Genomic DNA, 26,059 nt, shown 5'->3' on the forward strand with positions numbered 1-26,059 from the left:
GTGGATAGCTAGCACGGTCGCGTCAATACCTTTTGACGACGGGATCACCGTTGCTGAGTTGCCTCTCTGGGAAGACTGACGAAAATCGGCGAACGAATTGGAATCAATAAATGGATGGTGCGGAACTGGATGAGGTGTTGGCCTTTCTCGCTGCATTCGATGCGGGAAGCTTTATCGCGGCGAGCGCCATGCTCGGACGTGACGCGTCGATTGTTTCACGACGGGTCAGCGCGTTGGAGAGCCGCCTTGGCGTGCGCCTGATAGAGCGTACGACTCGTCGTCTCGCGCCGACGGAAGCGGGGACAGCGTTCTATCGGCGGATGCGCGCGGCGCTTTCGATGATGGACGAGGCATCGGCCGAGATTACCCAGACCAGCCAAGTTGCGTCGGGTCTGTTGCGAATCGCGTTGCCCAGCACATTCGGCCAGCGCTGGATTGGGCCGATGCTGTCGGTCTTTCTGGCGGCCTGGCCGCAGGTGACGATCGAGGCGGAGTTTTCGGATCGCTACGTCGATATCGTGCATGAGCGCTTCGACCTGGCGGTTCGTCTTGGCGATCTTGCGGACAGCCGCCTCGTTGCACGCAGGCTGACCTCGAATGATCGAATCGTGGTCGCTTCTCCAGCCTATCTTGCGCACCATGGTACCCCAGCTTCGCCGGACGAATTGACCCGGCATGCCTGTCTGCCCAATTCGCGGCTAGAGGGTTTCCCAGATTGGCATTTTCGCAATGGCGAAACGGCCGAGGCTGTACGAGTCAGTGGCCGGCTTATCGCCGACGATTCGACGAGTCTCGTGGCGGCGGCGGTGGCCGGTATGGGCATCACGGTTTGCGCCCGCTGGCTGATCGCGGACGAACTCGCGAGCGGCCGGCTGGTGCGCGTGCTGGGCAACTGGCAGTTCGAGCATAGCGGCGGGATTCACCTGGTGCGTCCGTCCACGCGTTATACGCCGCTCAAGACACGCGTATTCGCGGATTGGCTGGTCGAGCAGTTCATCACGCCGCCTTGGGATGCCTGACATCGGCCACATCAGGTCGTGAGAACGATCTTGCCCACATTGAGCGTTGATTCCATCCGCCGATGTGCGTCGGCTGCCTGGGCGAGAGGAAACACGCTGTCGATGACTGGAGACAACGTCCCTTCTTCGAAATGCCGCGACCAACATGCGGCGAAACGGCTGACCATTTGGTGCTTGACCGCTTGCGGCCGTGATTTCATGACGGTGCCGATGATTTGTAGGTGGCCATGCAAGACGCGATCCAGCGGGAGCCTGGCGCCTTCCGTACCTCCCAGGATGCCGACCTGTATCAACCGGCCGCCGTCAGCTAGACAACGTACATTGCGTTCGAGATAGGGGGCCCCGATAAAGTCGACGATGACGTCGACACCGTGCCCGTTCGTTTCCTCCTTGATGACGTCCACGAAGTCCTCCGTACGATAGTCGATGCCGCGGGACGCGCCGAATTTTTGCAGATGCGCAAGCTTTTTCGCGTCGGAGGTCGAAAAAACCCGGGCACCGATGGCGCGGGCCAATTGAATGGCTGCCGAGCCGACGCCTCCCGCGCCGGCATGTATCAGGACGCTGTGTCTGTATTTCAGGCGGCCGAGATGCACGAGCGCCTCATGGGCCGTCACGAATACTTCCGGGATGGCCGCCGCCCGCACATAGTCGAGGTCGCCCGGGATAGGCAGCGCCATCCGGTAATCGAGGCGTGCCACTTCTGCGTATGCGCCGCCTCCCGTAATGCCCATGATTCGATCGCCGATGCCGAAGCCGTGGACATCGGATCCCACGGCGATGACCTCTCCGGCAATCTCAAGTCCCATGATTTCTGAATCGCCGAAGTTCGGCCGCCCGTAGCCGCCACGACGATGGATGATGTCTGCGCGGTTGACGCCCGCAGCATGGACGCGCACGAGCAGGTCATGGTCGCGTACTTCGGGCTCTGGCACTTCCACCAGTTGCAGGACCTCGGCCTCGCCAAAATCCTTGAAATCGACCGCTTTCATGAGTTTTTCCTTCGCAAATGGTTGGGTGTGTTTCACACCTGGCTGATGAATTTGGTCGTAAGGTAGTGCTCGATGCCTTCAGTTCCGCCTTCAGAGCCGTAGCCGCTTTCCTTCATCCCACCAAACGGCAGCTCGCTGACTATCATGCTGAAGTGGTTGATGCCGATCATTCCAGCTTCAAGGCCGTCGCTGACTCTGATCGCGGTCCGAGCGTCATGGGTAAAGAGGTAGGCGGATAATCCGTAAGGCAGGCGGTTCGCTTCCGCTAACGCATCGTCGACATCGTCGAACGGCAGCAGGATGGCGATCGGGCCGAACGGCTCTTCCTGCATGACACGTGCACTCATGGGCACGTCAGCGAGGACGGTCGGCTCGTAGAAGTACCCGGCGCCCTCGATGCGCTTGCCGCCAGCCAGCACCTTTGCGCCATGCTGTACGGCATCGGCGACCATCGCTTCGATCTTCGCGAGCTGGCGCGGGTTCGAGAGCGGTCCGACCTGCATCCCGGGCGTCAATCCGTCGCCGACCTTCAATGCCCTGGCAGCCGCGACGAAGCTGTCGGCGAAACGCTCGTAGATGCTCCTCTGGACAATGAACCGTGTCGACGAAATGCAGATCTGGCCGGTACCGCGGAAGCGGTTTGCCGCGCCCAACCGGGCAGCCTCATCGACGTCGGCATCTCCGAACACGAGGACCGGGCCATGACCGCCTAGCTCGAGACTGATCGGTTTGACGCCTTCAGCGGCGCGCGCGGCGAGCAGCCGTCCGACCGGTACAGATCCCGTGAACGTCACCTTACGGATGATTGGCGAGGCGATCAGAAACGAGGAAATGGCGTCGGGCACACCGAATACGACCTGGAGAACGCCGGCGGGCAGCCCCGCGTCGTGCAGGCAGCGCGCAATGGCAAGCGTAGTCGCCGGGCATTCCTCGCCGGGTTTGATGATGACCGAGCATCCTGCGGCCAGTGCGGCGCTCAGCTTGCGCGAAGGCGTAATCGCCGGGAAGTTCCACGGCGTGAATGCCGCGACAGGACCGATCGGTTGCCGTTTCACGAGCTGCTGGACTTCGGGCCGGCGCGAGGGCACGACGCGTCCGTATGTCCGCTTGCCTTCCTCGGCGAACCACTCGAAGTAGTCGGCCGCGCTCGCGACTTCGTAGCGGCTCTCGCTCAGCACTTTGCCCTGTTCCATCGTCAAAAGCCGTTCGATATGGGCGGATCGTTCGCGGATCAGCTCCGCCGCTTTCTTGAGGATCCTGGCTCTTTCGTACGGTGGGGTATCGCGCCACACGCGAAATGCCCGTTCGGAGGCACGCAGTGCAAGCGCCAGATCCTCCTGCGTGGCATGCGGGACATGGCCAAGCACGTTACCCGTCGAGGGATTGACCACGGTCGCCGTATCGCGGCTGCCGGCCGATATCCATTCGCCGTGAATGTAGAGGTAAAGCGGATCGTATTCGCTGCTCATGAATGTGCTCCAGTGAGGGCTGCATAGCTGCAGTTCGGAAGAAGCTTATTGGCGAACTGGGGATGTGATAATCCGCCAAATGCCATCAACGGCTTTGCACAGGGTGCACAAATGCAAACAGAGCGATTCGCGGAATATCTCGGAGTTTTTGTCGATGTCGCACGCGAGGCGAGTTTTTCCAGTGCGGGAAGGCGACGTGGCATGACGCCGTCGTCGATCGCGCGGCAGATCGATGCGCTCGAAGCGCATCTCGATACCGCGCTGTTTCTTCGTTCGACGCGCGCATTGACGCTGACGGATGCCGGAGAGAGGTTGCTGGTGCGAGCACGGCGCGTGCTGGACGAACTCGACGATACGCAGCAGGAGATCGCCTCGATGAAGGGAGAAATCCGGGGCGTGCTCAGAATTGCCTGCTTTCCGACTTTCGGAAAGCGCTACGCGATTCCCGTCGTATCGACGCTCGCCGCGAAGCATCCCGGCTTGCGCGTCGAACTAGATTTGACCGAACGGCTAGCAGATCCCGTGGCCGAGCGGCTCGATGCCGTGATCCGGATCGGCGAACTGGCCGATAGTAGATTATTCGCGACGCGCGTAGCGACGCAGCGGAGGGTGTTGTGCGCCAGCGCTGCCTATCTCGAAACGGCGCCGCAGCTGAGCGATGCAGTGGACTTAGTCCTCGGACATCGATTGATCGACAAGCTGCATGGTGCCGACTTGTTGGGATGGGCTGATGTCCTGGGGCATGCGATTGAGCAGCGGAGTGACGATGTTGTTTTCCGTTGCGACGATTTCGATGCGTTGCGGCTTGCTGCGCTGGCGGGATTCGGGGTCGCCCTGCTGCCCGATTGGGTCGTCGGCGAAGACATTCGCGCAGGACGGCTGGTTCATGTTTTGCCTCGGCTGTCCGAGGCTCCGCTATTGCAGACCGGTATCCATGTCTTACGAGCGCTGGCGCAGCCGGCGGCGAAACTTCGCGCGTTTGTCGATGTGCTGACTGAGCTTATTGGCGTGCCTGCCGAATGAGATCTTGCGAGTGATGCCTGGCTTGGATATGTGCTGATCGGGCTGCCAGCACGTGCCTCGTGATGTCACGTGCATCCGCGACTCCCGGTGCGGGCCATGCCGTCAAGGAAACGCGCCCAATTCATGCGCTGAATGCACGAGTCATCTGCATTCGGAGGCGATTATCAATCCAATCTCGGTGGGTAGGATAACGATAGCCCTTGCGCGGGGATGGTACGCAATGCCTTGCGTCCGTGTTGTTCCCGCGCTTCCCTGTCTGTCCTCTGGAAGCCCATGACCGCCATCTGTCGTTCCGTCGTTCTACGCAGCCGTCCACAAGGCACGGCCGTAGCCGACAATTTCGCTGTCGTCGAACACGACATTCCCGCCATCGCCGAAGGCGAAGTGCTGACTCGCACGCTCTGGCTTTCGATCGACCCGTATATGCGCGGCCGTATGGACGATGCTGCATCGTACGCCCCCTCGGTCAAGCTCGGTGAGCCGATGACCGGCGAAACCGTCGGCGAGGTGGTGGCTTCGCGGCATGCGGACTTCGCCGCCGGCCAGATCGTCCTCGGTGCACGTGGCTGGCAAAGCCATATCGTGTCGCCGGGCACGGCACTGACGGCATTGCCGGGCGGCGTGCCCTATTCGACTTATCTGGGCGTACTCGGCATGCCGGGCGCGACGGCGTATGCCGGCCTGCGCGATATCGGGCAGCCGCAACCGGGCGAAACGCTCGTGGTGGCGGCTGCGTCCGGCGCGGTCGGGTCGGTTGTCGTGCAGCTCGCAAAGCGGGTCGGTGCGCGGGTCGTCGGCATTGCCGGGGGGGCCGGGAAATGTCGATATGTGCGCGAGGTGCTGGGCGCGGATGTATGCATCGACCATCGCTCAGTCCCCGACTTGTCCGCTGCATTGCGGGAGGCTTGCCCGCGGGGCATCGATGTCTACTTCGAGAACGTCGGCGGGGCCGTGCAGCGCGCGGTGTATCCGCTGCTGAACGATTTCGGTCGCATGGTGATGTGCGGCATGGTGGCCGAATACAACGACGCGGAACCGGCACCCGGTCCCAATCTGCGCACGACTTTTATGAAGCGGCTGCGCATCCAGGGCTTCATCGTGCTCGACCGTCCCGAGAATGCCAGTGAGTGGCGCACGGTCGCCACGCCGCTGATCGCTTCGGGCGACTTGCGCTATCGCGAGCAGATCGTCGAGGGGCTGGAGAACGCGCCACTTGCGTTGCTTGCGCTGCTCGGCGGCGGCAACGAGGCCAAGATGGTCGTGCATGTCGCCGACCCGTCCTGAACGCAAAGCCTTCTCACTTTCTTCAGATCAAGGAGTACATGATGCGATTGACCGGCCATATGCTGATCGGCGCGGCGGACGTGTTTGGCGGTGGCGCCGAACTGCGTGCGTTCAATCCCGCGACCGACGCAACGATCGATCCGCCGTTCGGCGGCGGGGGCGCGAACGAGGTGGACCGAGCGGCCCGTCTCGCCGCTGAAGCATTCGAGATCTACAGCGGCAGCGCCCCCGAAGCTCGGGCGCTGTTTCTCGAACGCATCGCCGCGAATCTCGAGGCCGGCGCGCCGGAGATCGTCGAACGCTGCATGCTGGAAACGGGCTTGCCGCGTCCGCGTCTCGAAGGCGAAGTGTCGTGGACGGCGGGGCAGTTGCGCCTGTTCGCAGATGTGGTCAGGCGCGGCTTGTGGCGCACGGCGACGCTCGTGAGCGCGGACCCGGACCGGGCCGGTGGTGCACGCCCGGACATGCGCATGCATAAGGTTGCGCTCGGACCTGTCGGCGTATTCGGCGCAAGCAATTTTCCGATCCTTTATTCGGTGGCGGGCGGTGACACCGCCTCGGCGCTCGCGGCCGGCGCGCCGGTGGTCTGCCGCGCGCACCCCTCGCATCCGGGCACATCGGAACTGGTCGGCCGCGCGATTCGCGATGCGGTCGCCGAAGCAGGGCTGCCCGAGGGTGTGTTTTCGCTGCTAACGGGCGCGGGCCATGAACTGGGCGAAGCGCTCGTCGATCACCCCGAGATCAAGGCGATTGCATTCACCGGTTCGGAAGCGGGCGGCATGGCGATCTACCGGCGCGGACAGCAGCGTGCCGAGCCGATTCCCGTGTTTGCCGAGATGGCCAGCGTCAATCCGCATTTCCTGTTGCCGGCGGCGCAGGCCGCGCGCGCGGATACATTCGCCACTCGCTTCGTCGAGCAGATGGTCGCGGGCGTCGGCCAGATGTGTCTGAAGCCCGGCATCGTGCTCGCGATCGAAGGCGAGGGTTTCGATGTGCTGCGCGCGACGCTGGTCGAGCGACTCGCCTCGGCCGCGGCCCAGACCATGCTGAGCCCGGACATCCACGGCAACTATGAGCGGGGCGTGGGGCGGACGCGCGAGGCGGCCGGCGTGACCGAGATCGCACGCGGTCTGCGAGGCGAGGGGCGGTTCGACGGCGAGGCATTGCTGTTCGAGGTGGATGCCCGCGCGGTGATCGCCGACCTGCGCGTCGCCGAGGAAGTGTTCGGCCCGATGGCCCTGCTGGTCCGCTGCTCGTCCTTCAACGAGATGCGCGAAGTGGCCCGGCATCTGCGCGGCCAGCTCAGCATCGTCGTGCATCTCGACGATGCCGATCTCGACCTCGCCCGCGCGCTGATGCCGATCTTCGAACGCAAGACTGGGCGTGTCATTGCGAACAGCTTCTCGAACGTGGTCGAGATCTGCGATGCGCAGATCCACGGCGGCCCGTTCCCCGCAACCACGGACCCGCGCTTCACGTCGGTCGGCAGCTCCGCGATCGACCGCTTCCTGCGGCCCGTCGCGTACCAGGGCGTGCCGGACAGCCTGTTGCCGCCTGCATTGCAGGACGGCAACCCGCTCGGCCTCTGGCGTGTGCGCGACGGGCGGCCGGCACAGGTTTGAGCACGGGCTTCGGCGGACAACCGCTCGTCGCGTCCTTCTTTTTCTTTGCGATCGGCACGCTGCGTCCTGGGCGCGTGCCGGCCTGTCTCGCTAATCGGTCCGCTGTCGCTGCCGGTGTTGGACAGTAGACAAGGTGGCGTCGGTTGGGCGGTGCAGTTGGCGCGACATATGTGTTTTACGAGCCCGGATATTGCCGCCGGGCCACCTTATAGGAACTACGGTTTATGAGCGAAATTCTCTGGCCTGAGGGCTATCTGCCAGGCACGACCGACTATTACGTATCGAATGAAACGATCGTGGCAGGCCTGAGCGCCGCGCGTGCGTGGCCGTTCCTTGCCGATACGGCGCGTTGGTCGGAGAGCTACGGAGAGTTCGAGCAGATCCGCATCCACGACCGGGACGGGACGGAACTGCGCTTTGGCACTCGTTTCCAGTTTGTCGTCGGCGGTGTGCCGGTGCAGGCCGAGATCAACGAATACGTTGCGCCGACCGACGGCGTGCCAGGTCGTCTTGCCTGGCATGGGTGGACTGAGAGCGACGGGCGGAAGATTGCCGAAGCCCACTGTGCCTGGTTGATCGAAGATCTGCCCGGCACTCGCGTACGCATTCTCTGGCAGGAATCGCTGCTTGGCCCAGCGGCCAGGGAACTGGCGCAACTTCGACCGCGTCCCGCGTTGGATGCACATCAGAACTGGATCGAGGGCATCGCGGCCGCCGCACTCGCAGCCCGTGCCTGACTAGGGCATTTGCGACGGTTGATTCGCGGGGCGAGCCGGTCGTTCCCATTTCGAACGGGGTCGGCAGGGTTTTACTCAGATGCGACCTTTGAATGCGCTGTCGAACGCCAGACGCTCTTCAGAGTTCGTGTCTGTTCGACAGGGATATCCAATAAAAATCCGGAATTGAGATGCCTGTCTTGGGTGGTTGATTTTTGATCTGAAAACCCGGAAATACCTGCGTCATAAAGATAAAAAATGGAGGAGATGATGTTATTGAACGATTCGAATGGCGCTGCGCGACGCTCGCTTCGCGCGGCAGCTATTGGCAATGCGTTGGAGTGGTTTGACTGGACACTGTACGGTCTTTTCTCGAGCTCTCTTGCCGAGAGTCTTTTCAAGAAAACAGACCCGCATTCCGCGCTTCTCTCGGTACTTGCAGTATTTGCCGGCGGATTCGTGGCTCGTCCCATCGGCGGTTGGCTGTTTGGAAAGATCGGTGACGTGTTCGGCCGCAAAACGACGCTCGTCATCACCATGTCCACACTGGCGGCGAGCAGTATTGCAATGGCGCTTATTCCGGCCTACGAAAACGTGGGTCTTCTGGCCTCCGCTCTGCTATTGGTATTTCGGCTGATCCAGGGGCTCGCGCATGGTGGCGAGTCGGGCGTGTCGTATACCTACATCACGGAGATCGCGCCTGCCAGACGCCGCGGCCTGTGGTCGAGTTCCGTCTATGTCAGTGTGACGGTCGGCGTGATGGCGGCAACGGCTTTGGCGGCATTGATCAGTTCGACGTTGAGCCGCGAGGCGATGAATGCCTATGGATGGCGGTTGGGTTTTGCAGTAGGCGGTTTGCTAGGGTTGTACGCGCTGTTTCTCCGCAGAAGCGCGGTCGAGAGCGAGATTTTCGAAGATGTCAAACGCGAACAGGAGCATGAAACTCGCCGGTTGACCCCACAGCAGATGCTACGGGTTAGCCTGAATATCATCATGATCTGCGCCGCGGCGAACGCCACGTACTATAGCTGGTTCACGTTCGCCCCTTCCGTCGCAATCTCCAGGGGCATGAATGCCTCCGTCGCGTACACGATCAGTCTCTTTTCCCAGGCATTGTGTTTGATCTGGCTGCCGCTCGCAGGCTGGATGTCGGATCGATATGGAAGAAAGGTGACGATCGTCGTATGGGGTATAGCGGTCGTCATCCTGACCTATCCGATTTCAATCATGATCGGAAATGATCCGCGTACCTTTCTTGTGGCACAGATCCTGGGTCTTGCCGCATGGTCGATTATCACGTCGATTTATCCGGCCGTTCTGGCGGAGCAGGTTCCCACCTATGCACGAGCCCGGGGAGTCGGTCTGGTTACGTCTATCTCCGTAGCAATTTTCGGTGGCACCGCGCCTTACCTGAATGCTTATACGGCCAGTACATCGCACCAGCACGCGTACATCGTCTATGTCATGGTGCTGGGTGCCTTCGCCATCTTGGCCGGGTTGACTATCCATGAAACAGCGGGCGTTGAAATTTCAGATATCGATGCCCGATTTGAGCATGAGACCGCGATGAAATTGCAATTGGGCGAGGGAAAAGGGTATCGCACATCGGAGCAGCCTTAAGAACCTGGACCATACAGACCGCTGGAAACGCCTGCATATGCTCCAGCGGATCAGGCAACAACCGACTTTGAAGAAGGCTTCGACGAAGACACATGGAGAAGCCTGCGAACGTGCAGTCAAGCGTGGAGACGTTAATGAAAGCGTATGCGGTGCAATGTTTTTGTGAGCCCGTTGTGGCAATCGAGCGCGGCGATCATCAGCCGCTCGGCAGCGAAGTCGTGGTGGAGGTGATGCGTTGCGGCATTTGCCACACGGATCTTCATCTGCAGGACGGGTATTACGATCTCGGGGGCGGTAAGCGGGCAAATCTGGTCGATCGTGGCATTCGCCCCCCCGTGATCATGGGCCACGAGGTACTCGGTCGTCTGGTGGCGAAAGGCCCGAATGCCGCCATCGACGACAGCGCGATCGGCAAGACGTTTCTGGTTTATCCGTGGCTGGGATGCGGAGAATGCGAGGTATGCCAGGCCGGCAAGGAAAATCTTTGCGCGAAGCCGCGTTACATCGGTGTCGCTCGCGCGGGCGGCTATGCCGAACAATGTGTCGTTCCCGACCCGAAGTATCTCGTGGATGTCACGGGCATAGAGCCGGCGCTCGCCGCTACTTATGCGTGTTCTGGACTGACAGCTTATAGTGCGCTGAGGAAGGTAACGATCGACAAACAGGACGATCTGCTCGTGCTCATGGGCTTGGGCGGGGTTGGTCTGAGTGGACTCCAGATTGCGCTTGCACTGGGTTATCGGCGCATCGCTGTTGCCGACATTGACGCGGACAAGCGTGAGTTTGCATTGAAGTGCGGTGCGTCATTGACGCTCGATCCGCGCGATGGCGACGCGTTGTCCGTGTTAGCGGATGCCGGCGGTGCCGCAGCGGTTGTTGACTTTGTCGGAAATAGCGCCACAGCGACATTTGCGATTGCTTCATTGCGCAAGGGCGGCACCTGCATCGTTGTCGGACTTTTCGGTGGCGACATCACGCTTTCGCTTCCGCCCTTGGTGCAACGTGCGATCACGCTTCAGGGTTCCTTCGTCGGTAATCTCGACGAGCTTAAGGAATTGATCGAGCTTGCCAAATCTGGAGTCATCGATCCGTTACCCATCGAAACAGTGGCTTTTGACGAAGTCAACGCGGCACTGGAGCGGCTGAGAGCCGGCCATGTCAAGGGCCGTCTCGTGTTGGCCCGTTAAGGCCGGCGTCAATAACTGACGGGCATCGGCGTCGCCGCAATGTCTAGATCGACTTCCTTGGGAAAAGAACGCAATGGCTTATACCGACACGCAGCTCTATATCAATGGGGAATGGCAGCACGCCGTCGAGCGCCGCTCGCTCCCAGTACACAATCCGGCGAGCGGCAGCGAAGTCGCACGTGTCGCGCATGCAAGCCGTGGTGACCTCGATCGCGCGCTGGCTTCGGCTCAGAATGGCTTCGAGACATGGCGAGATTTTACGCCAACGGAGCGCAGCAAAATCATGCGTAAAGCGGCCGACCTGATGCGTAATCGCGCCGACCTGATTGCCTCGCTCGTCACCACGGAGCAAGGCAAGCCATTGGGCGAGGCCACGGCCGAAGCGCTTGCAGCGGCAGACATCATCGACTGGTTTGCGGACGAAGGGCTGCGCAACTACGGTCGACTGGTGCCGCACCGTACCAACATGGCGGTGCGGCAGATGGTGGTCAAGGATCTCGTTGGTCCGGTTGCCGCATTCACGCCATGGAATTTCCCGATCAACCAGGTTGTACGCAAAGTCGCACATCTGATCACTCGTCCGATCATCCGGAAAATGACGTTCACGGGATCGACACCCGTCGGCAAGCAACTCGCATCGGTTACTGGGAAGCACATGAAGCGAGTGTCCATGGAGTTGGGCGGGCATGCGCCTGCGATCGTCTGCGATGATGCAGATATCGAGCTCTCCATCAATTGCATCGCACTCGCGAAGTTCAGAAATGCAGGGCAAGTCTGCATCGCTCCGACGGGGTTTCTCGGGATCTGTCGCAATAAGGCGTTCTGCGATGCTGACGGGCCTTGAATGCGTGGCGTGAACGATGAACCAGAAGCTGAGTCCGGCAGTAGCAAAAGTGCACAAACGTTTGCATTATCCGCTGGACGTGATGTTGCTCTGCGTTCGGTGGTACGTGGCATATCCGCTGAGCCTGCGTTATCTCGAACAGATGATGGCCGAGCGCGGGCTTGCGGTCGATCATTCGACGGTTCATTGTTGGGCACTCAAACTCTTGCCGGTCCTGGAGAAGGCGTTTCGACGGTGCAAACGGGCGGTCGGCAGGAGCTGGAGGATGGACGAGACCTACATTCGAAGCAGGGGTGAGTGGCGGTATCTTTACCGGGCTGTCGACAAGGCAGGCAACACCGTTGATTTTCTGCTGCGAGCCCGACGGGACAAGGCTGCGGCCCGGGCTTATTTCGAAAAGGCAATCGACCAGAATGACGAACCCGAGACCGTGACGATCGATAGGAGCGGATCGAATCTGGCTGCCTTGCAAGCGATCAACGCCAAGCGGGAAACGCCAGTCAAGATCCGCCAGAAAAAGTATCTGAACAACGTTGTCGAACAGGATCACCGGGCCATCAAGCGTCGAACCCGCCCAATGATGGGTTTCAAGAATTTGCGTTGCGCACGCATCATTCTGGGCGGAATCGAGACCATGCATATGATTCGCAAAGGTCAGATGAACAACGGCCGTAAGACACTCTCTCCCGTCCAGCAATTCTATTCACTCTCTGCATAAGCACTCCTTTTATTTCGGCGCTCTCGCCGGCCACCTACCTTATCGCGACAGAACCGTTCAGCGCGATACCGTTCGTCATCGCCCATTGCGTGATCGCTTCACTCAGATACTCCGGGCCGTTATCGCACCGTGTCGCCATCGGCTTTCCATGCCAGCCGATGATCTAGTCCAGAGCCCGTATGAAGCGCGCCGAGGTAGCGAGAAGTCAATCTCGATGCCCAGCGTTTCCCAGTTGAAATCGTCGATCACGTTGAGAAGCCGGATACTGCGACCATCCTTTAACTGGTCGTGCATGAAGTCCATCGACCACACCTCATCCACCGACACCGGCACAAGCAGTGGCCGCGGCGCGTGGCATACAAGCCGCTTGCGAGGCCTGATGCGCAGGTTCAGCTCGAGCTCCCGGTAAATCAGGTACACACGCTTGTGGTTCCAACCAAAGCCCTTTACGTTGCGCAGGTACAGGACACACAGGCCAAAGCCCCAGTTGCGGTGATTGTCGGTTAGCTTCTGCGGCCAGTCGGCGATCTGCTCATTCTCTTCATTTCGCAGCCGCTCATAGCGGTAGCACGTCCAGCTGATGCCAAATGCCTCGCACGCAAGCCGCATCGATATGCCCCGGCGTGCTACTGCGTCTCTGGCCATCTCGCGGCGGGTAGATGGCCTCAATCTTTTTTTGCTAGCGCCTCCGCGACGATCTGGCCTTGATTTTCTCCTCGACGTACATCTTGCGCAGTCGCGCGTTCTCCGCTTCAAGCTCCTTCATTCGCACCATCAGCGACACGTCCATGCCGCCGTACTTGCCGCGCCAGTTGTGGAACGTTGCCGTGCCGATACCCAGTTCGCGGCAGACCTCCGGTACGGCGATGCCTGACTCCACCCGCTTGAGCGCATCCATGATCTGGCTGTCTGTAAACTCCGACTTCTTCATTGCGTAGAACGCCCTTCGCTGGAAATTCTACTTCTGATCCCACTTAATGAAGGGGCGGATTACCGCCGAGCGACTTGCCTCGATCAGCAGCACTTGCATCTAACAGACCTCGATATCGCCGTTCGTGATCGACATCGACTACCTGACGGCAGGCAAAAAGCGACTACGATCATGCGCAGCACGGCGAGCGCTGAGCGCCGGACCTGACTAACCACAGCTTTTCCCGAACAGACGAAGCACAGCCATCTCGATCCGAGATGGGCCTATCGCGATCCTGTATTTCCGCCCTGCCATCCGCGCGAATAGACTTCCCGTTACCCGTAGTCGTCAAGCGACGATGCGTCGAAGGCCACTACCGGTGGCCGATCCGCTCCAACCGTAGCCCGCATATCGGCGGATGACCGGCGGAGCGCGCAAACCACACAAGGTTCATGGAGACAGAAATGGATGCGACCCGGCTCGAGTCCCCCGATATGGGCGGCTCGTCTGATGCCACTTTGATGTACGCCGATGTAAAGCTTGATGACAAATATACGAAGATTTCCGGGCGCGTATTTCTGTCCGGTGTTCAGGCGCTCGTCCGTCTTCCCATTATTCAACGTTTGCGCGATCAGGCGAATAGCCTGAACACGGCCGGGTTTATTTCCGGCTACCGCGGCTCGCCATTGGGCGGCTTTGACGAAGCGCTGTGGAAAGCACAGAAATATCTCGACGCGAACCACGTCAAGTTCCAGCCGGGAGTTAATGAAGATCTCGCCGCCACGTCCGTATGGGGTACGCAGCAGGTGAAACTGCTCGGCGATTCCGACTATGACGGCGTATTCGCGATGTGGTACGGCAAAGGTCCGGGTGTCGATCGCTGTGGCGATGTGTTCAAGCATATGAACTATGCCGGCATGTCAAAGCATGGCGGCGTGCTGCTGGTCGCCGCCGACGATCACGGTGCGTATTCATCGACGCTGCCGCATCAATCTGAGCACGCGTTTTCGGCGGCGATGATTCCCGTGCTGTATCCGTCCAATGTCGAGGAATATCTGACGCTCGGTCTGCATGGCTGGGCGATGTCCCGCTTTTCCGGCTGCGCGGTTGCATTCAAGGCATTGGCGGACACCGTCGAGTCAAGTGCGACGGTCGACGCCGATCCATTCAAGCTCAAAACGGTGATTCCGGACGATTTCGTGCTGCCCGAAGGCGGTCTACATGCACGGCTTTCGCAGGACCCGCTCGGTGTCCAGGCGCGCAAGCAGGAAGCGCTGATGCAGGACTACAAGATTTATGCCGCGCTCGCTTACGCTCGCGCGAACCGCCTGAACCATGTGACGATCGATTCGCCCAGCGCACGGCTCGGCATCATTGCGTCGGGCAAGTCGTATGTCGACGTGATGGAAGCGCTCGAAGAACTCGGCATCGACGCCGACACGGCCGCTGAAATCGGCCTGCGCGTATTCAAGGTGGCGATGCCGTGGCCGCTTGAGCCGGAAGGGGTGCGCGAATTCGCGGATGGGCTGGAGGAAATTCTGGTCGTCGAGGAAAAGCGGCAGATCGTCGAATATCAGTTGAAGGAGCAGCTATACAACTGGAAGGAAAACGTACGGCCGCGCGTCGTCGGCAAATTCGATGAAAGCGGAGAATGGGCTGGCTCGCGCGGCGAGTGGCTGCTGAGCGCGAAAACCGATTTTTCCGTCGCACAGATTGCGCGTGTGATTGCTGGCCGTATTGCGCGCTTTCATTCGAGCAACACGATCGCGGCGCGCCTGCAGTTCATCGACGACAAGGAACGGATGCTGTCGCGCTCGTTCGCCGCGCCTACACGTCCCGCCTATTATTGTTCCGGGTGTCCGCACAACACGTCGACGAAGGTACCGGAAGGCAGTTTCGCGCTCGCCGGCATTGGTTGCCATGTGATGGCGACGGCCATCTACCCCGAGCACAACAGGACGACCACGCATATGGGTGGCGAAGGCGCACCGTGGATCGGTCAGGCGCCGTTCTCGAAAGTGCGCCACGTGTTTGCGAATCTCGGCGACGGCACTTATTTTCACTCTGGCTCGCTCGCGATTCGCGCCGCGGTTGCGGCACGCGTCAATATCACCTACAAGGTCCTCTATAACGACGCAGTGGCGATGACGGGCGGGCAGCCCGTGGACGGCACGATCTCCGTCGACCGGATTGCGCGGCAACTCGCGGCTGAAGGCGTGAAGCGCGTCGCGATCGTGACGGAAGATCTCGGCCGTTACGCGTCGCGAGCGAGCTTTCCGGATATCGCGACGTTCAATGACCGCAAGGATCTCGACGCGATCCAGCAGGAACTGCGCAAGGTCGAGGGCGTGACGGTGCTCGTCTACGATCAGACTTGCGCGGCCGAAAAGCGTCGTCGTCGCAAGAAAAAACAGTTTCCCGATCCGGACCAGCGGCTCTTCATCAACGATGCCGTATGCGAAGGATGCGGCGATTGCGGCGCGCGCTCGAACTGCACGTCGCTGTTGCCGCTGGAAACGTCCACCGGCCGCAAACGGGTCATCGATCAGTCGGCATGCAACAAGGACTTTTCATGCGTCAACGGCTTTTGCCCGAGCTTCGTCACCGTCAAGGGCGGTACGCTGCGCAGGAAAGCGGTGGTTGACTGCGCAAGCCTCGACGCGCTCGGCGCATTGCCGGCAGTCACGTTGCCCTCCTGCGACGACGCTTACAACGTACTGGTCAACGGCATCGGCGGCACCGGGGTGATCACAATCGGCGCGTTGCTCGGTATGGCCGCGCACCTGGAAGGCAAAGGCGTGTCGGTGCTGGACATGACCGGCATGTCGCAGAAGAACGGCGCAGTCACGTCGCACGTCAGGTTTTCGCGGCTACCAGAAAACAGAATCGCCGCGCGGATTCCCGCCGGAGAGGCGGATCTGATTCTCGGTTGTGATCTGCTGACCGCGGGCGGACAGGAAGCGATCGCGAAGATGCGCCGCGGGCGGACCGCAGCGGTCGTCAACCGGCACAAGCAGCCGACCGGCGCGTTCGCGAAAGATCCGGACTGGGTGTATCCGGAACAGGAACTGATCCAGTTGATTACCGATTCGGTCGGCGACAGCGCACAGTTTATCGATGCAACGACGATTGCCACCGCGCTGATGGGCGATTCGATCGCGACAAACCTGTTTATGCTCGGCTTTGCATTCCAGAAGGGCTATATCCCGGTCGGCGAGACCGCGATCAATCGCGCGATCCAACTGAATGGCGTCGCCGTCGATGCGAACAGGAAAGCGTTTGCATGGGGACGTCACGCGGCCGTTGACGTGGAACGCGTCAGCGCGCTGGCCACGCCGCCGCAGACCGTCACCATTTCATTCCCGCCGACGCTGGATCGGCAGATCGACGAGCGGATGAGAGAATTGACCGCATATCAGAATTCCGCCTATGCGAAGCAGTATCGCGATTTCGTCGACTACGTGCGCGTACAGGAAAAGCGGCTCACGGGTGGCAGCAAGCTGACAGCGGCAGTCGCCAAGTACTACTTCAAGCTGATGGCATACAAGGATGAGTACGAGGTCGCTCGTCTCTATACCGATGGCAGGTTTCTCGACAAACTGCATGCGCAGTTCGAAGGAAAGGTGTCGCTCAGATTCAATCTGGCGCCGCCGCTGCTGGCTAAAGCCGACGCCACTGGCCGCCCGATAAAAAAGGAATATGGCCCATGGATGTGGCAGGTGATGCGCGGGCTCGCGCAGCTGAAATGCTTGCGGGGTACGTGGTTCGACCCGTTTGGTCATACGGGCGAACGCAAGATGGAGCGTCGTCTGATTGTCGAGTATCGGCACAGCATCGAGAAGCTGCTGGCGGGACTCGATGCGTCGAATCTCGCGCAGGCGGTGGAGGAGGCCAGTTGGCCTGAACGGGTGCGCGGATTCGGACACGTGAAGGAGGCAAGCCTGGCCGCGGTGGCCGCCCAGCGCGAGGGCCGTGCACGAATCGACGATCAACAGATGGAGCAGCGTCTCGCTGGCTGACGTGCGGGTGAAAGATGGAGACATGTGAGCGAGACAGGGAGACTGCCAGGGAGACAGCCAGCAGTCACACGGGCGCGCCGACGCCTGCGAGTACGGAATACGCGCTGCCGCGACAGCAGGCGCCAGGTGAGCCGCGCAGCGGCGCTGCCGTTCTGATCGAAACACTCGTCAGATGCGGTGTCGACACTGTATTCGGCTATCCGGGCGGCGCGGTGTTGCCGCTTTACGATGCACTGCATGCCGATGGCCGCCTGCGACATGTGCTGGTTCGGCACGAACAGGCGGCCGTACATGCCGCCGAAGGCTATGCGCGCTCATCCGGCAGAGTCGGCGTGGTGTTCGTGACGTCGGGGCCGGGCGTCGCTAACACGGTGTCGGGCCTGCTCGATGCAATGGCCGATTCGGTGCCGGTGCTGTGCATCAGCGGGCAGGTCGCGACCAGCTCGATCGGCACCGACGCGTTCCAGGAGTGTGACGCGATGGGCATTACGCGGCCCGTCACCAAATGGTCGCGGCAAATCCGCAACGTGGGCGAAATTGCGTGTCTTTGCGAGAAAGCGCTGAGGGTTGCGGCAAGCGGGCGGCCAGGACCCGTGCTGCTCGATTTTCCGAAAGACATGCAGGCTGCTATGACCGTCTTGCACGAGAATTCGAGCGACACGCATGATCTGCATCGATATACTGCATCGCAAAAGCCGGCCCATAAAGGGTCGATCATGGAAGCGCTTGCGTTGATACGGGCAGCGAAGCGCCCGGTCTTCTACGGTGGGGGCGGGCTTGTGATTTCCGGCGACGAGGCGTGCGCGGCGTTTGCGTCGCTCGTCAGGGAGACTGGTGCGCCGTGCACGTTGACGCTGATGGGGCTAGGCGCGTTTCCGGCCAGCGATGCGCATTTCCTCGGCATGCTAGGCATGCACGGCTCCGTCGAAGCAAATCTCGCGATGCACCACGCGGATCTGGTCGTGTGCGTCGGCGCGCGCTTCGACGATCGTGTGACCGGCAAGCTGGACGGCTTCTGCCCGAACGCGAAATTCGTGCATATCGACATCGATCCGACTTCGATCAACAAGGTTGTCAAAGCCGATGTGCCTATCGTGGCGGACTGTCTCGATGCACTGATCGCGCTGCGCCAGGCGCTCGCGGCGAACGGCGGCGTGCACCGCGCAAGGCTCAATAGCTGGTGGAGACTGATTGGCAAATGGCGTGCGCTGCGCTCTTTTCACGTCTTGCCGCGACGGGACGAAATTCTTCCGCAGGTTTTGCTTCAAACACTTGCCGCTCGCCTGAACGGGCTCGATGCGTTCATTACCACGGACGTTGGCCAACACCAGATGTGGGCCGCGCAGCATCTGCCGATTGAACTGCCGCGCCGTTTCATCAGCTCCGGCGGTGCGGGAACGATGGGTTTCGGTTTGCCGGCGGCGATCGGCGCGAAGATCGCTCATCCCGGCAAGCCGGTCATCTGCATTTCGGGCGACGCGTCCGTTCTGATGAACATCCAGGAACTATCGAGCGCGAAGCAGCACGAATGCGACGTCAAGCTGATTATTTCGAACAACGGCTACATGGGCATGGTCCGCCAGTGGCAGGAACTGAATTACGGTGGCCGGTATAGCCACAGCTATACCGATGCATTGCCTGATTTCGTCGCTTTGGCGCATGCGTTCGGCTGGCAAGCGGCAAAAGCCAACGACCCGGCATCGCTCGACGCCGCAATCGACGCATGCATGAATACGAGCGGGCCCTATCTGCTCGATGTTCGCGTTGCCGCGCAAGCCAATTGCTTTCCGATGGTTCCAGCGGGAATGGCGCACCACCAGATCATGTTGTCCGAGCAGCGCTGGTATGGGCCGTAACGCATGGTCGACGACTCGCCGCCACGCCGGTAGTTTCGCGGTTGTGTCGCACCAGAAGATATTCGACGAAGACTTGAAGGAGACAAATTGAAGACTATTAGCGATATCGAAGATCTTCGACGGATCGCGGCTCGCCGCGTTCCGAGGATGTTCTATGATTTTGTGGATTCCGGTTCGTGGACCGAGCAGACGTATCAGTTGAATCAGACTTCCTTCAAGGAAATTCTGCTGCGCCAGCGAGTGGGAAGATCGATTGATGGACGTTCGTTGAAATCGAAAATGCTCGGTGTCGATGTATCGATGCCGGTTGCTATTGCGCCTATTGGCCTCGCCGGCATGGTTCACGCCGACGGCGAGATTCTGGCGGCGAAGGCAGCAGTAGCCGCCGGCGTGCGGTATACACTGTCCACGCTCAGCATCGCTTCGCTCGAAGATATCCAGCGCGCGACCGATGCCCCGTTCTGGTTTCAGCTCTATGTGATGCGAGACAAACAGTTCCTACTTTCCCTGATCGACCGGGCGAAGGCGGCCGGCTGCGATGCATTGATTCTGACGCTCGATCTGTCGGTATTGGGTAATCGGTTCAAGGACGCGAAAAACGGCTTGTCGACGCCGCCCAAACTCACTATTTCGAGCCTGTCGAACATGCTGACCAAACCGAAGTGGTGCATGGGGATGCTTCGCACACACCGTCGCAATCTCGGCAATATCATCGGACATGCAAAAGGGGTGGGGGATGTGCATTCGCTTTCGGGCTGGATCGGGCAGCAGTTGAACCCGGCGCTGAGCTGGAAAGACATCGAGTGGATCAAGGCGCGCTGGGGCGGCAAGCTCGTCGTCAAAGGTCTGCTCGACGCGGAGGACGCGCAAACCGCAGTGTTGGCCGGCGCGGACGCGATTATCGTCAGTAACCACGGTGGCCGTCAGCTCGATGGCGCGCCCGCCAGCGTGGCCGTGTTGCCCGAGATCGTCGATAAGGTGGGCCGCGCAACCGAAGTGTGGATCGACGGCGGTATCCGGTCAGGGCAGGACGTTCTCAAAGCCATTGCGCTGGGCGCCAGGGGGGCGCTGATTGGACGCGCGCATCTTTGGGGGCTCGGCGCCTACGGCGAGGAAGGCGTCAAGCTGGCATTGGAACTAATTCGCAAGGAACTCGATTTGACGATGGCCTTCTGCGGGCACACCGACATCAATTCAGTGGATCGCAGCGTCCTGATGGAGAGGACCATTCCCAGAACGGACTACTGCGTGGCGTGACCCTGTTTGACCACCGGGGTGGCGCGCGTTCGTCACCGCGCGGGGGGCCGTCAATCGTGCGTGTCGCCGTGCTCGTAGCAGGTGGATGACCGAATCGCAGCGTAGCTGGCACGGAGCCTCTGCGTCAGCCAGCGGGCTCGGTCGGTTCGCTTCCCGGCCATTGTCCGTGCAAGGACAGCGACTGCATGACATCGCGGAGCATTGCGCTGACCGCTCGTTTTGCATTGGTTAGCGGCAGTTCGCGCGACATGCAGATGCCGAGAACGCGCTCAAGTGGGACCGTGCCGATTCGATGCGCGAAGAGTGTGCCGACATCGACTTCGTCTTTCACCAGAGCAAGCGGAAGTATCGCCGTGGCGACACCCGCCTGCACGGCACTCTTCATCACGTGCACGGAATTGATTTCCGCCAGCAACGGAGGGCACGGCAGACCTTCGGCTGCGAATCGGTCTTCGACGACGGCCCGAGTGCAATGGCCATGTTGTGTGGCGGCCATCACGAGCGGATACCTCGAAATCTCTTCCAGCCGTATGGCATCGGAGCCCGAGGGCGCCGCGTGGTGCTTGCCCCGGATCCAAAAAAACTCTTCCCGAAGCACCGGACTGAATTCCAGATCGGCCGACATCGGTATGTTCGCCGTAAAGATCGCGAGGTCGACCAGACCCTGGCGCAACTGATCGAGAAGATTTCCGGAGAGTTCCTCGTTCACATGCAGCAGCACGCCCGGTAGCGTTTCTCGCGTGGCCTGAAGCAGCGGCAATGCCAACGCGACGGACGCGCTTTGCGGAACCCCGAGTGTGACCGAGCCGGTAATCGCGTCAGTCGAGACGCGAACTGCATGGCAGGCGTCGTTGAGCTGCTTGAGGATCGCCTTCGCGTAGTCGTAGAAGATCTGACCCGACTCGGTCACCCGTACTCCCGTTCGGGTTCGTATCAACAATGGCGAACCGAGTTCCGCCTCGAGGTCCGCGATCTGTCTGCTCAAGGCCGACTGCGCGATGAAGAGCCGTTGCGCGGCATTGGAGATGCTGCCGCTTTCCACGATGACGACGAAGTACTTGATCTGCCGGAGTTCCATTGGGAATGTTGACGACCGAGTGGGACTGAATGAAAAGTCTGCGAGCCGAAGGCTGCGGCCCCGATGAAGGTATCGCGCTTGATTCCGCAGATCATGCATCCAGAGTGGAGCGCGGCGCAACCATTTTTCGGCACGGTCTGGCCCGGCCCGGCGGTGTGGCGCGTGTGAAGCGCCGGGGCAATCGAGCGATCGCAAACGGAGATGACGGCATCTCTCATTCCTATGTCCCGGCGAGGGAAAACACCGAAGCTTCGAGCTATCCTCGCGCCGACAATGCTCTAACCGATGGGCTATCGATTCCGTCGTACTAAATCAAATATGGAAGGAGACAGGTATGGAAGGAGCGACGCTTCTCGCTGATGTAGGCGCCGTGCGCAATATCGAAAACCGCGCCTATGCGAAAACGGGCTGGCGAATTATCCCGGTTCTGCTTATTTGCGGTTTGCTCGCGTATCTCGATCGCGTCAATGTCGGCTTCGCGAAATTGCAGATGCTGGACAGCCTGGGATTCAACGAGACGGTTTATGGGCTGGGTGCAGGTATCTTCTTTATCGGGTACTTCATTTTCGAGGTGCCGAGTAACCTGATCCTCTATCGGGTCGGGCCGCGCCGCTGGATCGCCCGCATCGCGATCACGTGGGGCCTGCTGTCGGTCGCCATGATGTTCGTTCGTACGCCGCTGGCGTTCTATGTGCTGCGTTTCCTGCTTGGCGCCGCGGAAGCCGGCTTCTATCCTGGCATGATCCTGTATCTGACCTATTGGTATCCCGCGCAACGGCGCGGTAAGGTCATGGCCATCTTCCTGACGTCCGTGCCGATCTCGGGAATCGTTGGGGGACCGCTGTCGGGGTGGGTCATGCACTCGCTTTCCGGTGTACACGGGCTCGGCGGCTGGCAATGGCTCTTTCTTGTCGAAGGCATTCCGTCGGTTCTGATGGGCATCGTGGTGCTGTTCGTGCTGAAAGACAGTGTTGCACAGGCAGACTGGTTGACAAGTGAAGAGAAAAATATTCTGACGGCCAATGTCGAAGCAGACGGCAAGCAGAAGGAGCATGTGTCGTTCGCGGCCGCACTCAGGAACGCGCGCATCTGGCTGCTATGCATCACGTACTTCTGCATCATGATGGGCGTGACCGCGATGATTTTCTGGATGCCGTCGATCATCAACGCGTCCGGTGTCAAGGATCCGCTTCAGATCGGCATCTATTCGGCGATTCCCTATCTGTGCGCCGTGATCGGCATGATCGGCTTCGGCATCAGTTCGGATCGGCTGCATGAACGCAGATGGCATGTTGCGATTCCGTGCGCGCTTGGAGCGATCGGCCTCATTGCGAGTACCACGCTCAGTGCGAATCTGGTCATGACGGTCATATCGCTGTCGCTCGCCATCACGGGGGTTCTCTCGGCGTTGACGATGTTCTGGGGCTGCCCGACCGCTATTTTCAAAGGTGTCGCGGCGGCCGGCGGAATTGCTCTGATCAATAGCGTGGGCAACCTCGCGGGTTTCGTCAGTCCGTACATGATCGGCTATATCAAGGATGCGACCGCCAGCACGAATATCGGTGTAGCGGTGGTCGCAGCCTTCCTCGCGTTCGGATCGCTTCTTATTTTCGCGGCCGCGCCTGCTCGTCTCGTCAATCGCTGAACGACGCACGTGAGCTGCATTGCGTTTGTCTGCGTGTCTGCATCGAGGTTTTCGTCGCCGACGAAAACCACAACCGGTATTGGCTCGATGCCGGTTGTGATTCGCTAACCTTGCGGCGCAAATTGCAGGCCCATTGATTCCATCGATTGGCTAGAACGACTGAAATTTCATCACCGGACTTTCCCCGAGCAGGAAGGGCCGGTTCAACTCTGCGGTCTCACGCAGGAAATCCCACAGCGCGGATATCCGCCGCAGATTTCGCAAATCCTCCCGGCAACACAACCAGAACCGGCGGGTGATGACCAATTCGTCCGGAAAAACCGCGCTCAGCCGCGGATCCGCCTCGGCGATGAAGCACGGCAGGATGGCCAGCGCCTTGCCTTGCAACGCTGCGTGATATTGCGCCACGATGCTCGTCGTGGACAGATTCGCCGTTGCGTCCGGGATGGTCCGATCGAGATAAAGCAGCTCGGGACTAAAAGCCAGATCGGTGACGTAGTTCAGATACTTGTGCCGGCGCAAATCCTGCATGTTCGACGACACGGGGTGGTCGCGCAAATACTCGGTGGTGCCATACAGCCTGAGCGCGTAGTCGCACAGTTTGGTCTGCACATACTGCCCGCGTTCGGGACGTTCGAGCAGGATCGCGATATCCGCTTCGCGCTTGGACAGGCTGACGAAGTGCGGAACGGGCAGCAGATCAATCGAGATTTCTGGGTGCGCCGCGGCAAAGCGCGCGAGTTGAGGCGCAAGGAAGAAGGAACCAAATCCTTCGGTCGAGCCGATTCTGACGTGTCCCGACAGCAGATCAGCGCCGCCGATAAATTGCTCGCTGGCCAGTTGCACTTCGCTCTCGATCCTGTCCGCGTGACAGAGCAGCCGCAGACCTTCCGCGGTCAACACGAAGCCCCGTGATCGCGATTTCTCGAACAACACCGTACGCAGCGAGTTCTCGAGTTCGCGCACCCTGCGCGCGACCGTGGTGTGATCGACTTCGAGGCGTTTTGCGGCCGCGCTGATAGTTTGGGTCCTTGCGACCGCAAGGAAATAGCGAAGGTCGTCCCAATCGATTCCGAGAAAGCCGCTTGTGGATTTTTGCATAACTGATGGGCGATTTAGGTCATTCCACGTGCAAATTCAGCTCACTATACTCGACCGCATCTCAGGCTCAAAGCTGCGCCGCGAAATAAACGCAGTCCGAAAAGAGATCCTGGTCGAAGTCAAATTTCGGCGCATCTTCGCGCCGGTAACTGGAGAGAGTTAGAAAATGAATGCGGTGACATCCGAAGCAAACCTGAAAGTCTCGAAGGTACCGTTGTTGATCAACGGCGAGTTCGCCGAGTCGCGCACGACGCAATGGCGCGATGTCGTAAATCCGGCGACTCAGGAGATTCTCGCGCAGGTACCGTTCGCGACGGCCGCGGAGGTCGACGCCGCCATTGAAACCGCGCATGTGGCTTTTGCTTCGTGGCGCAATACGTCGATCGGCGCAAGGATGCGGGTCATGCTGAAGTTTCAGGCGCTCGTGCGCGAGAACATGTCGCGTATTGCGAAGGTGCTGACGGCCGAGCAAGGCAAGACGCTGCCCGATGCGGAAGGCGATATTTTCCGCGGCCTCGAAGTGGTCGAACATGCGTGTTCCATCGGCACGCTGCAGTTGGGCGAATTTGCGGAGAGCGTTGCCGGTGGTGTCGATACCTATACGCTGCGTCAGCCGATCGGCGTCTGCGCCGGTATTACACCATTCAATTTCCCGGCGATGATTCCGCTGTGGATGTTCCCGATGGCGATCGTTTGCGGCAATACATTCGTGCTGAAGCCGTCCGAGCAGGATCCGCTGTCGACGATGGAACTCGTGAAGCTTGCCATCGAAGCAGGCGTGCCGAAGGGGGTGCTGAACGTGGTGCATGGCGGCAAGGACGTCGTGGATGCACTGTGCACACATCCGCGCGTACAGGCTGTGTCGTTTGTCGGATCGACCGCGGTCGGAGAGCACGTGTACCGCCTTGCCAGCGAACACGGCAAGCGCGCGCAGTCGATGATGGGCGCGAAGAACCATGCTGTCGTGCTGCCGGACGCAAATCGCGAGCAGGCATTGAACGCGCTCGTCGGCGCTGGTTTCGGCGCGGCGGGCCAGCGCTGCATGGCGACTTCGGTGGTGGTGCTGGTGGGTGCGGCTCAGCAATGGCTGCCCGAACTCGTGGAGAAATCGAAAGCACTGAAAGTGAACGCGGGCCACGAGCCGAAAACGGATGTCGGGCCAGTGGTATCCCGATCGGCGAGAGCTCGCATTCTGCAGTTGATCGAACAGGGCGTCAGCGAAGGAGCGACGCTTGCGCTGGATGGCCGCCAGATCAGAGTACACGGCTACGAAGATGGCAACTTCATCGGCCCCTGCATTTTCACTGACGTCACCCCACAGATGAGCGTCTATACGAATGAGATCTTCGGCCCGGTTCTCGTGGTACTGGGCGTCGACACGCTCGATGAAGCGATCGAACTGGTGAATGCCAATCCGTTCGGCAATGGCGTGGGTCTCTTCACGCAAAGCGGCGCCGCGGCACGTAAATTCCAGCACGAAATCGACGTCGGCCAGGTGGGCATCAACATTCCTATTCCGGTGCCCGTGCCATTGTTCAGCTTTACCGGCTCGCGCGGCTCGAAGCTCGGCGATCTCGGCCCGTACGGCAAGCAGGTCGTGCAGTTTTACACGCAGACCAAAACCGTGACCGCTCGCTGGTTCGACGACGCGACCGTCAACGACGGCGTCAATACGACGATCAGTCTGCGCTAACGTTCG

At 60.3% G+C, this 26,059-nt stretch carries 17 protein-coding genes and 2 pseudogenes; 14 read left to right on the forward strand and 5 right to left on the reverse strand.

All coding sequences use genetic code 11. From position 1 onward, the window contains the following. Nucleotides 1–110: 110 nt before the first annotated feature. Nucleotides 111–1,019 carry a LysR family transcriptional regulator gene (locus L0U82_RS35835; RefSeq protein WP_233838466.1) on the forward strand — a complete coding sequence of 303 codons (909 nt, stop codon included), beginning with the start codon at nucleotides 111–113 and terminating at the stop codon, nucleotides 1,017–1,019. An 11-nt stretch (nucleotides 1,020–1,030) separates the two neighbouring features. Here L0U82_RS35835 and L0U82_RS35840 read toward each other — a convergent pair whose 3' ends face one another. Beyond that, the gene (locus L0U82_RS35840) at nucleotides 1,031–2,011 is read right to left on the reverse strand and encodes an NAD(P)H-quinone oxidoreductase (RefSeq protein WP_233838468.1); all 981 of its coding nucleotides are present in this window, start codon (nucleotides 2,009–2,011) and stop codon (nucleotides 1,031–1,033) included. Nucleotides 2,012–2,043: 32 nt separating this feature from the next. After that, on the reverse strand, nucleotides 2,044–3,480 hold the full coding sequence (locus L0U82_RS35845) for an NAD-dependent succinate-semialdehyde dehydrogenase (protein ID WP_233838469.1): 1,437 nt from the start codon (nucleotides 3,478–3,480) through the stop codon (nucleotides 2,044–2,046). A 48-nt stretch (nucleotides 3,481–3,528) separates the two neighbouring features. Here L0U82_RS35845 and L0U82_RS35850 point away from each other — a divergent pair, with 48 nt between their 5' ends. The 8 genes and pseudogenes from L0U82_RS35850 to L0U82_RS35885 all read left to right on the forward strand — a co-directional run bounded on the left by L0U82_RS35850 (nucleotide 3,529) and on the right by L0U82_RS35885 (nucleotide 12,494). After that, nucleotides 3,529–4,503 carry a LysR family transcriptional regulator gene (locus L0U82_RS35850; RefSeq protein ID WP_233838471.1) on the forward strand — a complete coding sequence of 325 codons (975 nt, stop codon included), beginning with the start codon at nucleotides 3,529–3,531 and terminating at the stop codon, nucleotides 4,501–4,503. 273 nt (nucleotides 4,504–4,776) lie between these two features. Next, on the forward strand, nucleotides 4,777–5,787 hold the full coding sequence (locus L0U82_RS35855) for an NADP-dependent oxidoreductase (RefSeq protein WP_233839348.1): 1,011 nt from the start codon (nucleotides 4,777–4,779) through the stop codon (nucleotides 5,785–5,787). 41 nt (nucleotides 5,788–5,828) lie between these two features. Further along, nucleotides 5,829–7,409 carry an aldehyde dehydrogenase (NADP(+)) gene (locus tag L0U82_RS35860; RefSeq protein WP_233839350.1) on the forward strand — a complete coding sequence of 527 codons (1,581 nt, stop codon included), beginning with the start codon at nucleotides 5,829–5,831 and terminating at the stop codon, nucleotides 7,407–7,409. Nucleotides 7,410–7,633: 224 nt separating this feature from the next. Beyond that, entirely contained in the window at nucleotides 7,634–8,146 is a 513-nt protein-coding gene (locus tag L0U82_RS35865) for an SRPBCC domain-containing protein (RefSeq protein ID WP_233838473.1), read from the forward strand. A gap of 237 nt (nucleotides 8,147–8,383) precedes the next feature. Beyond that, on the forward strand, nucleotides 8,384–9,745 hold the full coding sequence (locus L0U82_RS35870; protein ID WP_233838474.1) for an MFS transporter: 1,362 nt from the start codon (nucleotides 8,384–8,386) through the stop codon (nucleotides 9,743–9,745). Nucleotides 9,746–9,837: 92 nt separating this feature from the next. Beyond that, on the forward strand, nucleotides 9,838–10,932 hold the full coding sequence (locus tag L0U82_RS35875) for an alcohol dehydrogenase (RefSeq protein ID WP_233838475.1): 1,095 nt from the start codon (nucleotides 9,838–9,840) through the stop codon (nucleotides 10,930–10,932). 73 nt (nucleotides 10,933–11,005) lie between these two features. Then, nucleotides 11,006–11,731, forward strand: a pseudogene (locus L0U82_RS35880) (aldehyde dehydrogenase family protein); the annotation flags it as partial. Nucleotides 11,732–11,792: 61 nt separating this feature from the next. Continuing rightward, nucleotides 11,793–12,494, forward strand: coding sequence for an IS6 family transposase (locus tag L0U82_RS35885; RefSeq protein WP_233838476.1), 702 nt, complete (start codon nucleotides 11,793–11,795; stop codon nucleotides 12,492–12,494). 58 nt (nucleotides 12,495–12,552) lie between these two features. Here the strand turns inward: L0U82_RS35885 and L0U82_RS35890 are convergent. After that, nucleotides 12,553–13,425 (reverse strand): annotated as a pseudogene (locus tag L0U82_RS35890) (IS3 family transposase); the annotation flags it as partial. 443 nt (nucleotides 13,426–13,868) lie between these two features. Here L0U82_RS35890 and L0U82_RS35895 point away from each other — a divergent pair. The 3 genes from L0U82_RS35895 (at nucleotide 13,869) to L0U82_RS35905 (ending at nucleotide 20,536) form a co-directional block, all read left to right on the forward strand. Then, a complete protein-coding gene (locus L0U82_RS35895) occupies nucleotides 13,869–17,423 on the forward strand; it encodes an indolepyruvate ferredoxin oxidoreductase family protein (RefSeq protein ID WP_442793715.1) in 3,555 nt (1,184 codons plus the stop codon). Between the two features lie 14 nt (nucleotides 17,424–17,437). After that, nucleotides 17,438–19,279 (forward strand): biosynthetic-type acetolactate synthase large subunit, encoded by a 1,842-nt coding sequence (ilvB, locus tag L0U82_RS35900; RefSeq protein ID WP_233838477.1) that lies wholly within the window; start codon nucleotides 17,438–17,440, stop codon nucleotides 19,277–19,279. A gap of 87 nt (nucleotides 19,280–19,366) precedes the next feature. Next, entirely contained in the window at nucleotides 19,367–20,536 is a 1,170-nt protein-coding gene (locus tag L0U82_RS35905) for an alpha-hydroxy acid oxidase (RefSeq protein ID WP_233838479.1), read from the forward strand. A gap of 124 nt (nucleotides 20,537–20,660) precedes the next feature. Here L0U82_RS35905 and L0U82_RS35910 read toward each other — a convergent pair whose 3' ends face one another. After that, nucleotides 20,661–21,614: a LysR substrate-binding domain-containing protein gene (locus L0U82_RS35910; protein WP_233838481.1), complete on the reverse strand. Its 954-nt coding sequence runs from the start codon at nucleotides 21,612–21,614 to the stop codon at nucleotides 20,661–20,663. 334 nt (nucleotides 21,615–21,948) lie between these two features. On the opposite strand from L0U82_RS35910, the gene L0U82_RS35915 reads away from it, so the two are divergent. Next, nucleotides 21,949–23,259: an MFS transporter gene (locus L0U82_RS35915; protein ID WP_233838483.1), complete on the forward strand. Its 1,311-nt coding sequence runs from the start codon at nucleotides 21,949–21,951 to the stop codon at nucleotides 23,257–23,259. A 150-nt stretch (nucleotides 23,260–23,409) separates the two neighbouring features. Here the strand turns inward: L0U82_RS35915 and L0U82_RS35920 are convergent, their stop codons facing one another. Then, nucleotides 23,410–24,360 (reverse strand): LysR family transcriptional regulator, encoded by a 951-nt coding sequence (locus tag L0U82_RS35920; protein WP_233838485.1) that lies wholly within the window; start codon nucleotides 24,358–24,360, stop codon nucleotides 23,410–23,412. 166 nt (nucleotides 24,361–24,526) lie between these two features. Here L0U82_RS35920 and L0U82_RS35925 point away from each other — a divergent pair, with 166 nt between their 5' ends. Continuing rightward, a complete protein-coding gene (locus L0U82_RS35925; protein ID WP_233838487.1) occupies nucleotides 24,527–26,053 on the forward strand; it encodes a CoA-acylating methylmalonate-semialdehyde dehydrogenase in 1,527 nt (508 codons plus the stop codon). Nucleotides 26,054–26,059 lie beyond the last annotated feature (6 nt).

This window comes from Paraburkholderia sp. ZP32-5 (genome assembly GCF_021390495.1).
Taxonomy (GTDB): Bacteria; Pseudomonadota; Gammaproteobacteria; order Burkholderiales; family Burkholderiaceae; genus Paraburkholderia.

What these genes read in the sequence shown, in the direction of transcription:
- L0U82_RS35835 (WP_233838466.1), top strand. Translation starts at nt 111, where the DNA reads ATGGATGGTGCGGAACTGGATGAGGTGTTGGCCTTTCTCGCTGCATTC.
- L0U82_RS35840 (WP_233838468.1), bottom strand. Translation starts at nt 2,011, where the DNA reads ATGAAAGCGGTCGATTTCAAGGATTTTGGCGAGGCCGAGGTCCTGCAA.
- L0U82_RS35845 (WP_233838469.1), bottom strand. Translation starts at nt 3,480, where the DNA reads ATGAGCAGCGAATACGATCCGCTTTACCTCTACATTCACGGCGAATGG.
- L0U82_RS35855 (WP_233839348.1), top strand. Translation starts at nt 4,777, where the DNA reads ATGACCGCCATCTGTCGTTCCGTCGTTCTACGCAGCCGTCCACAAGGC.
- L0U82_RS35860 (WP_233839350.1), top strand. Translation starts at nt 5,829, where the DNA reads ATGCGATTGACCGGCCATATGCTGATCGGCGCGGCGGACGTGTTTGGC.
- L0U82_RS35865 (WP_233838473.1), top strand. Translation starts at nt 7,634, where the DNA reads ATGAGCGAAATTCTCTGGCCTGAGGGCTATCTGCCAGGCACGACCGAC.
- L0U82_RS35870 (WP_233838474.1), top strand. Translation starts at nt 8,384, where the DNA reads ATGGAGGAGATGATGTTATTGAACGATTCGAATGGCGCTGCGCGACGC.
- L0U82_RS35875 (WP_233838475.1), top strand. Translation starts at nt 9,838, where the DNA reads ATGGAGAAGCCTGCGAACGTGCAGTCAAGCGTGGAGACGTTAATGAAA.
- L0U82_RS35885 (WP_233838476.1), top strand. Translation starts at nt 11,793, where the DNA reads ATGAACCAGAAGCTGAGTCCGGCAGTAGCAAAAGTGCACAAACGTTTG.
- L0U82_RS35895 (WP_442793715.1), top strand. Translation starts at nt 13,869, where the DNA reads ATGGATGCGACCCGGCTCGAGTCCCCCGATATGGGCGGCTCGTCTGAT.
- ilvB (WP_233838477.1), top strand. Translation starts at nt 17,438, where the DNA reads ATGGAGACATGTGAGCGAGACAGGGAGACTGCCAGGGAGACAGCCAGC.
- L0U82_RS35910 (WP_233838481.1), bottom strand. Translation starts at nt 21,614, where the DNA reads ATGGAACTCCGGCAGATCAAGTACTTCGTCGTCATCGTGGAAAGCGGC.
- L0U82_RS35915 (WP_233838483.1), top strand. Translation starts at nt 21,949, where the DNA reads ATGGAAGGAGCGACGCTTCTCGCTGATGTAGGCGCCGTGCGCAATATC.
- L0U82_RS35920 (WP_233838485.1), bottom strand. Translation starts at nt 24,360, where the DNA reads ATGCAAAAATCCACAAGCGGCTTTCTCGGAATCGATTGGGACGACCTT.
- L0U82_RS35925 (WP_233838487.1), top strand. Translation starts at nt 24,527, where the DNA reads ATGAATGCGGTGACATCCGAAGCAAACCTGAAAGTCTCGAAGGTACCG.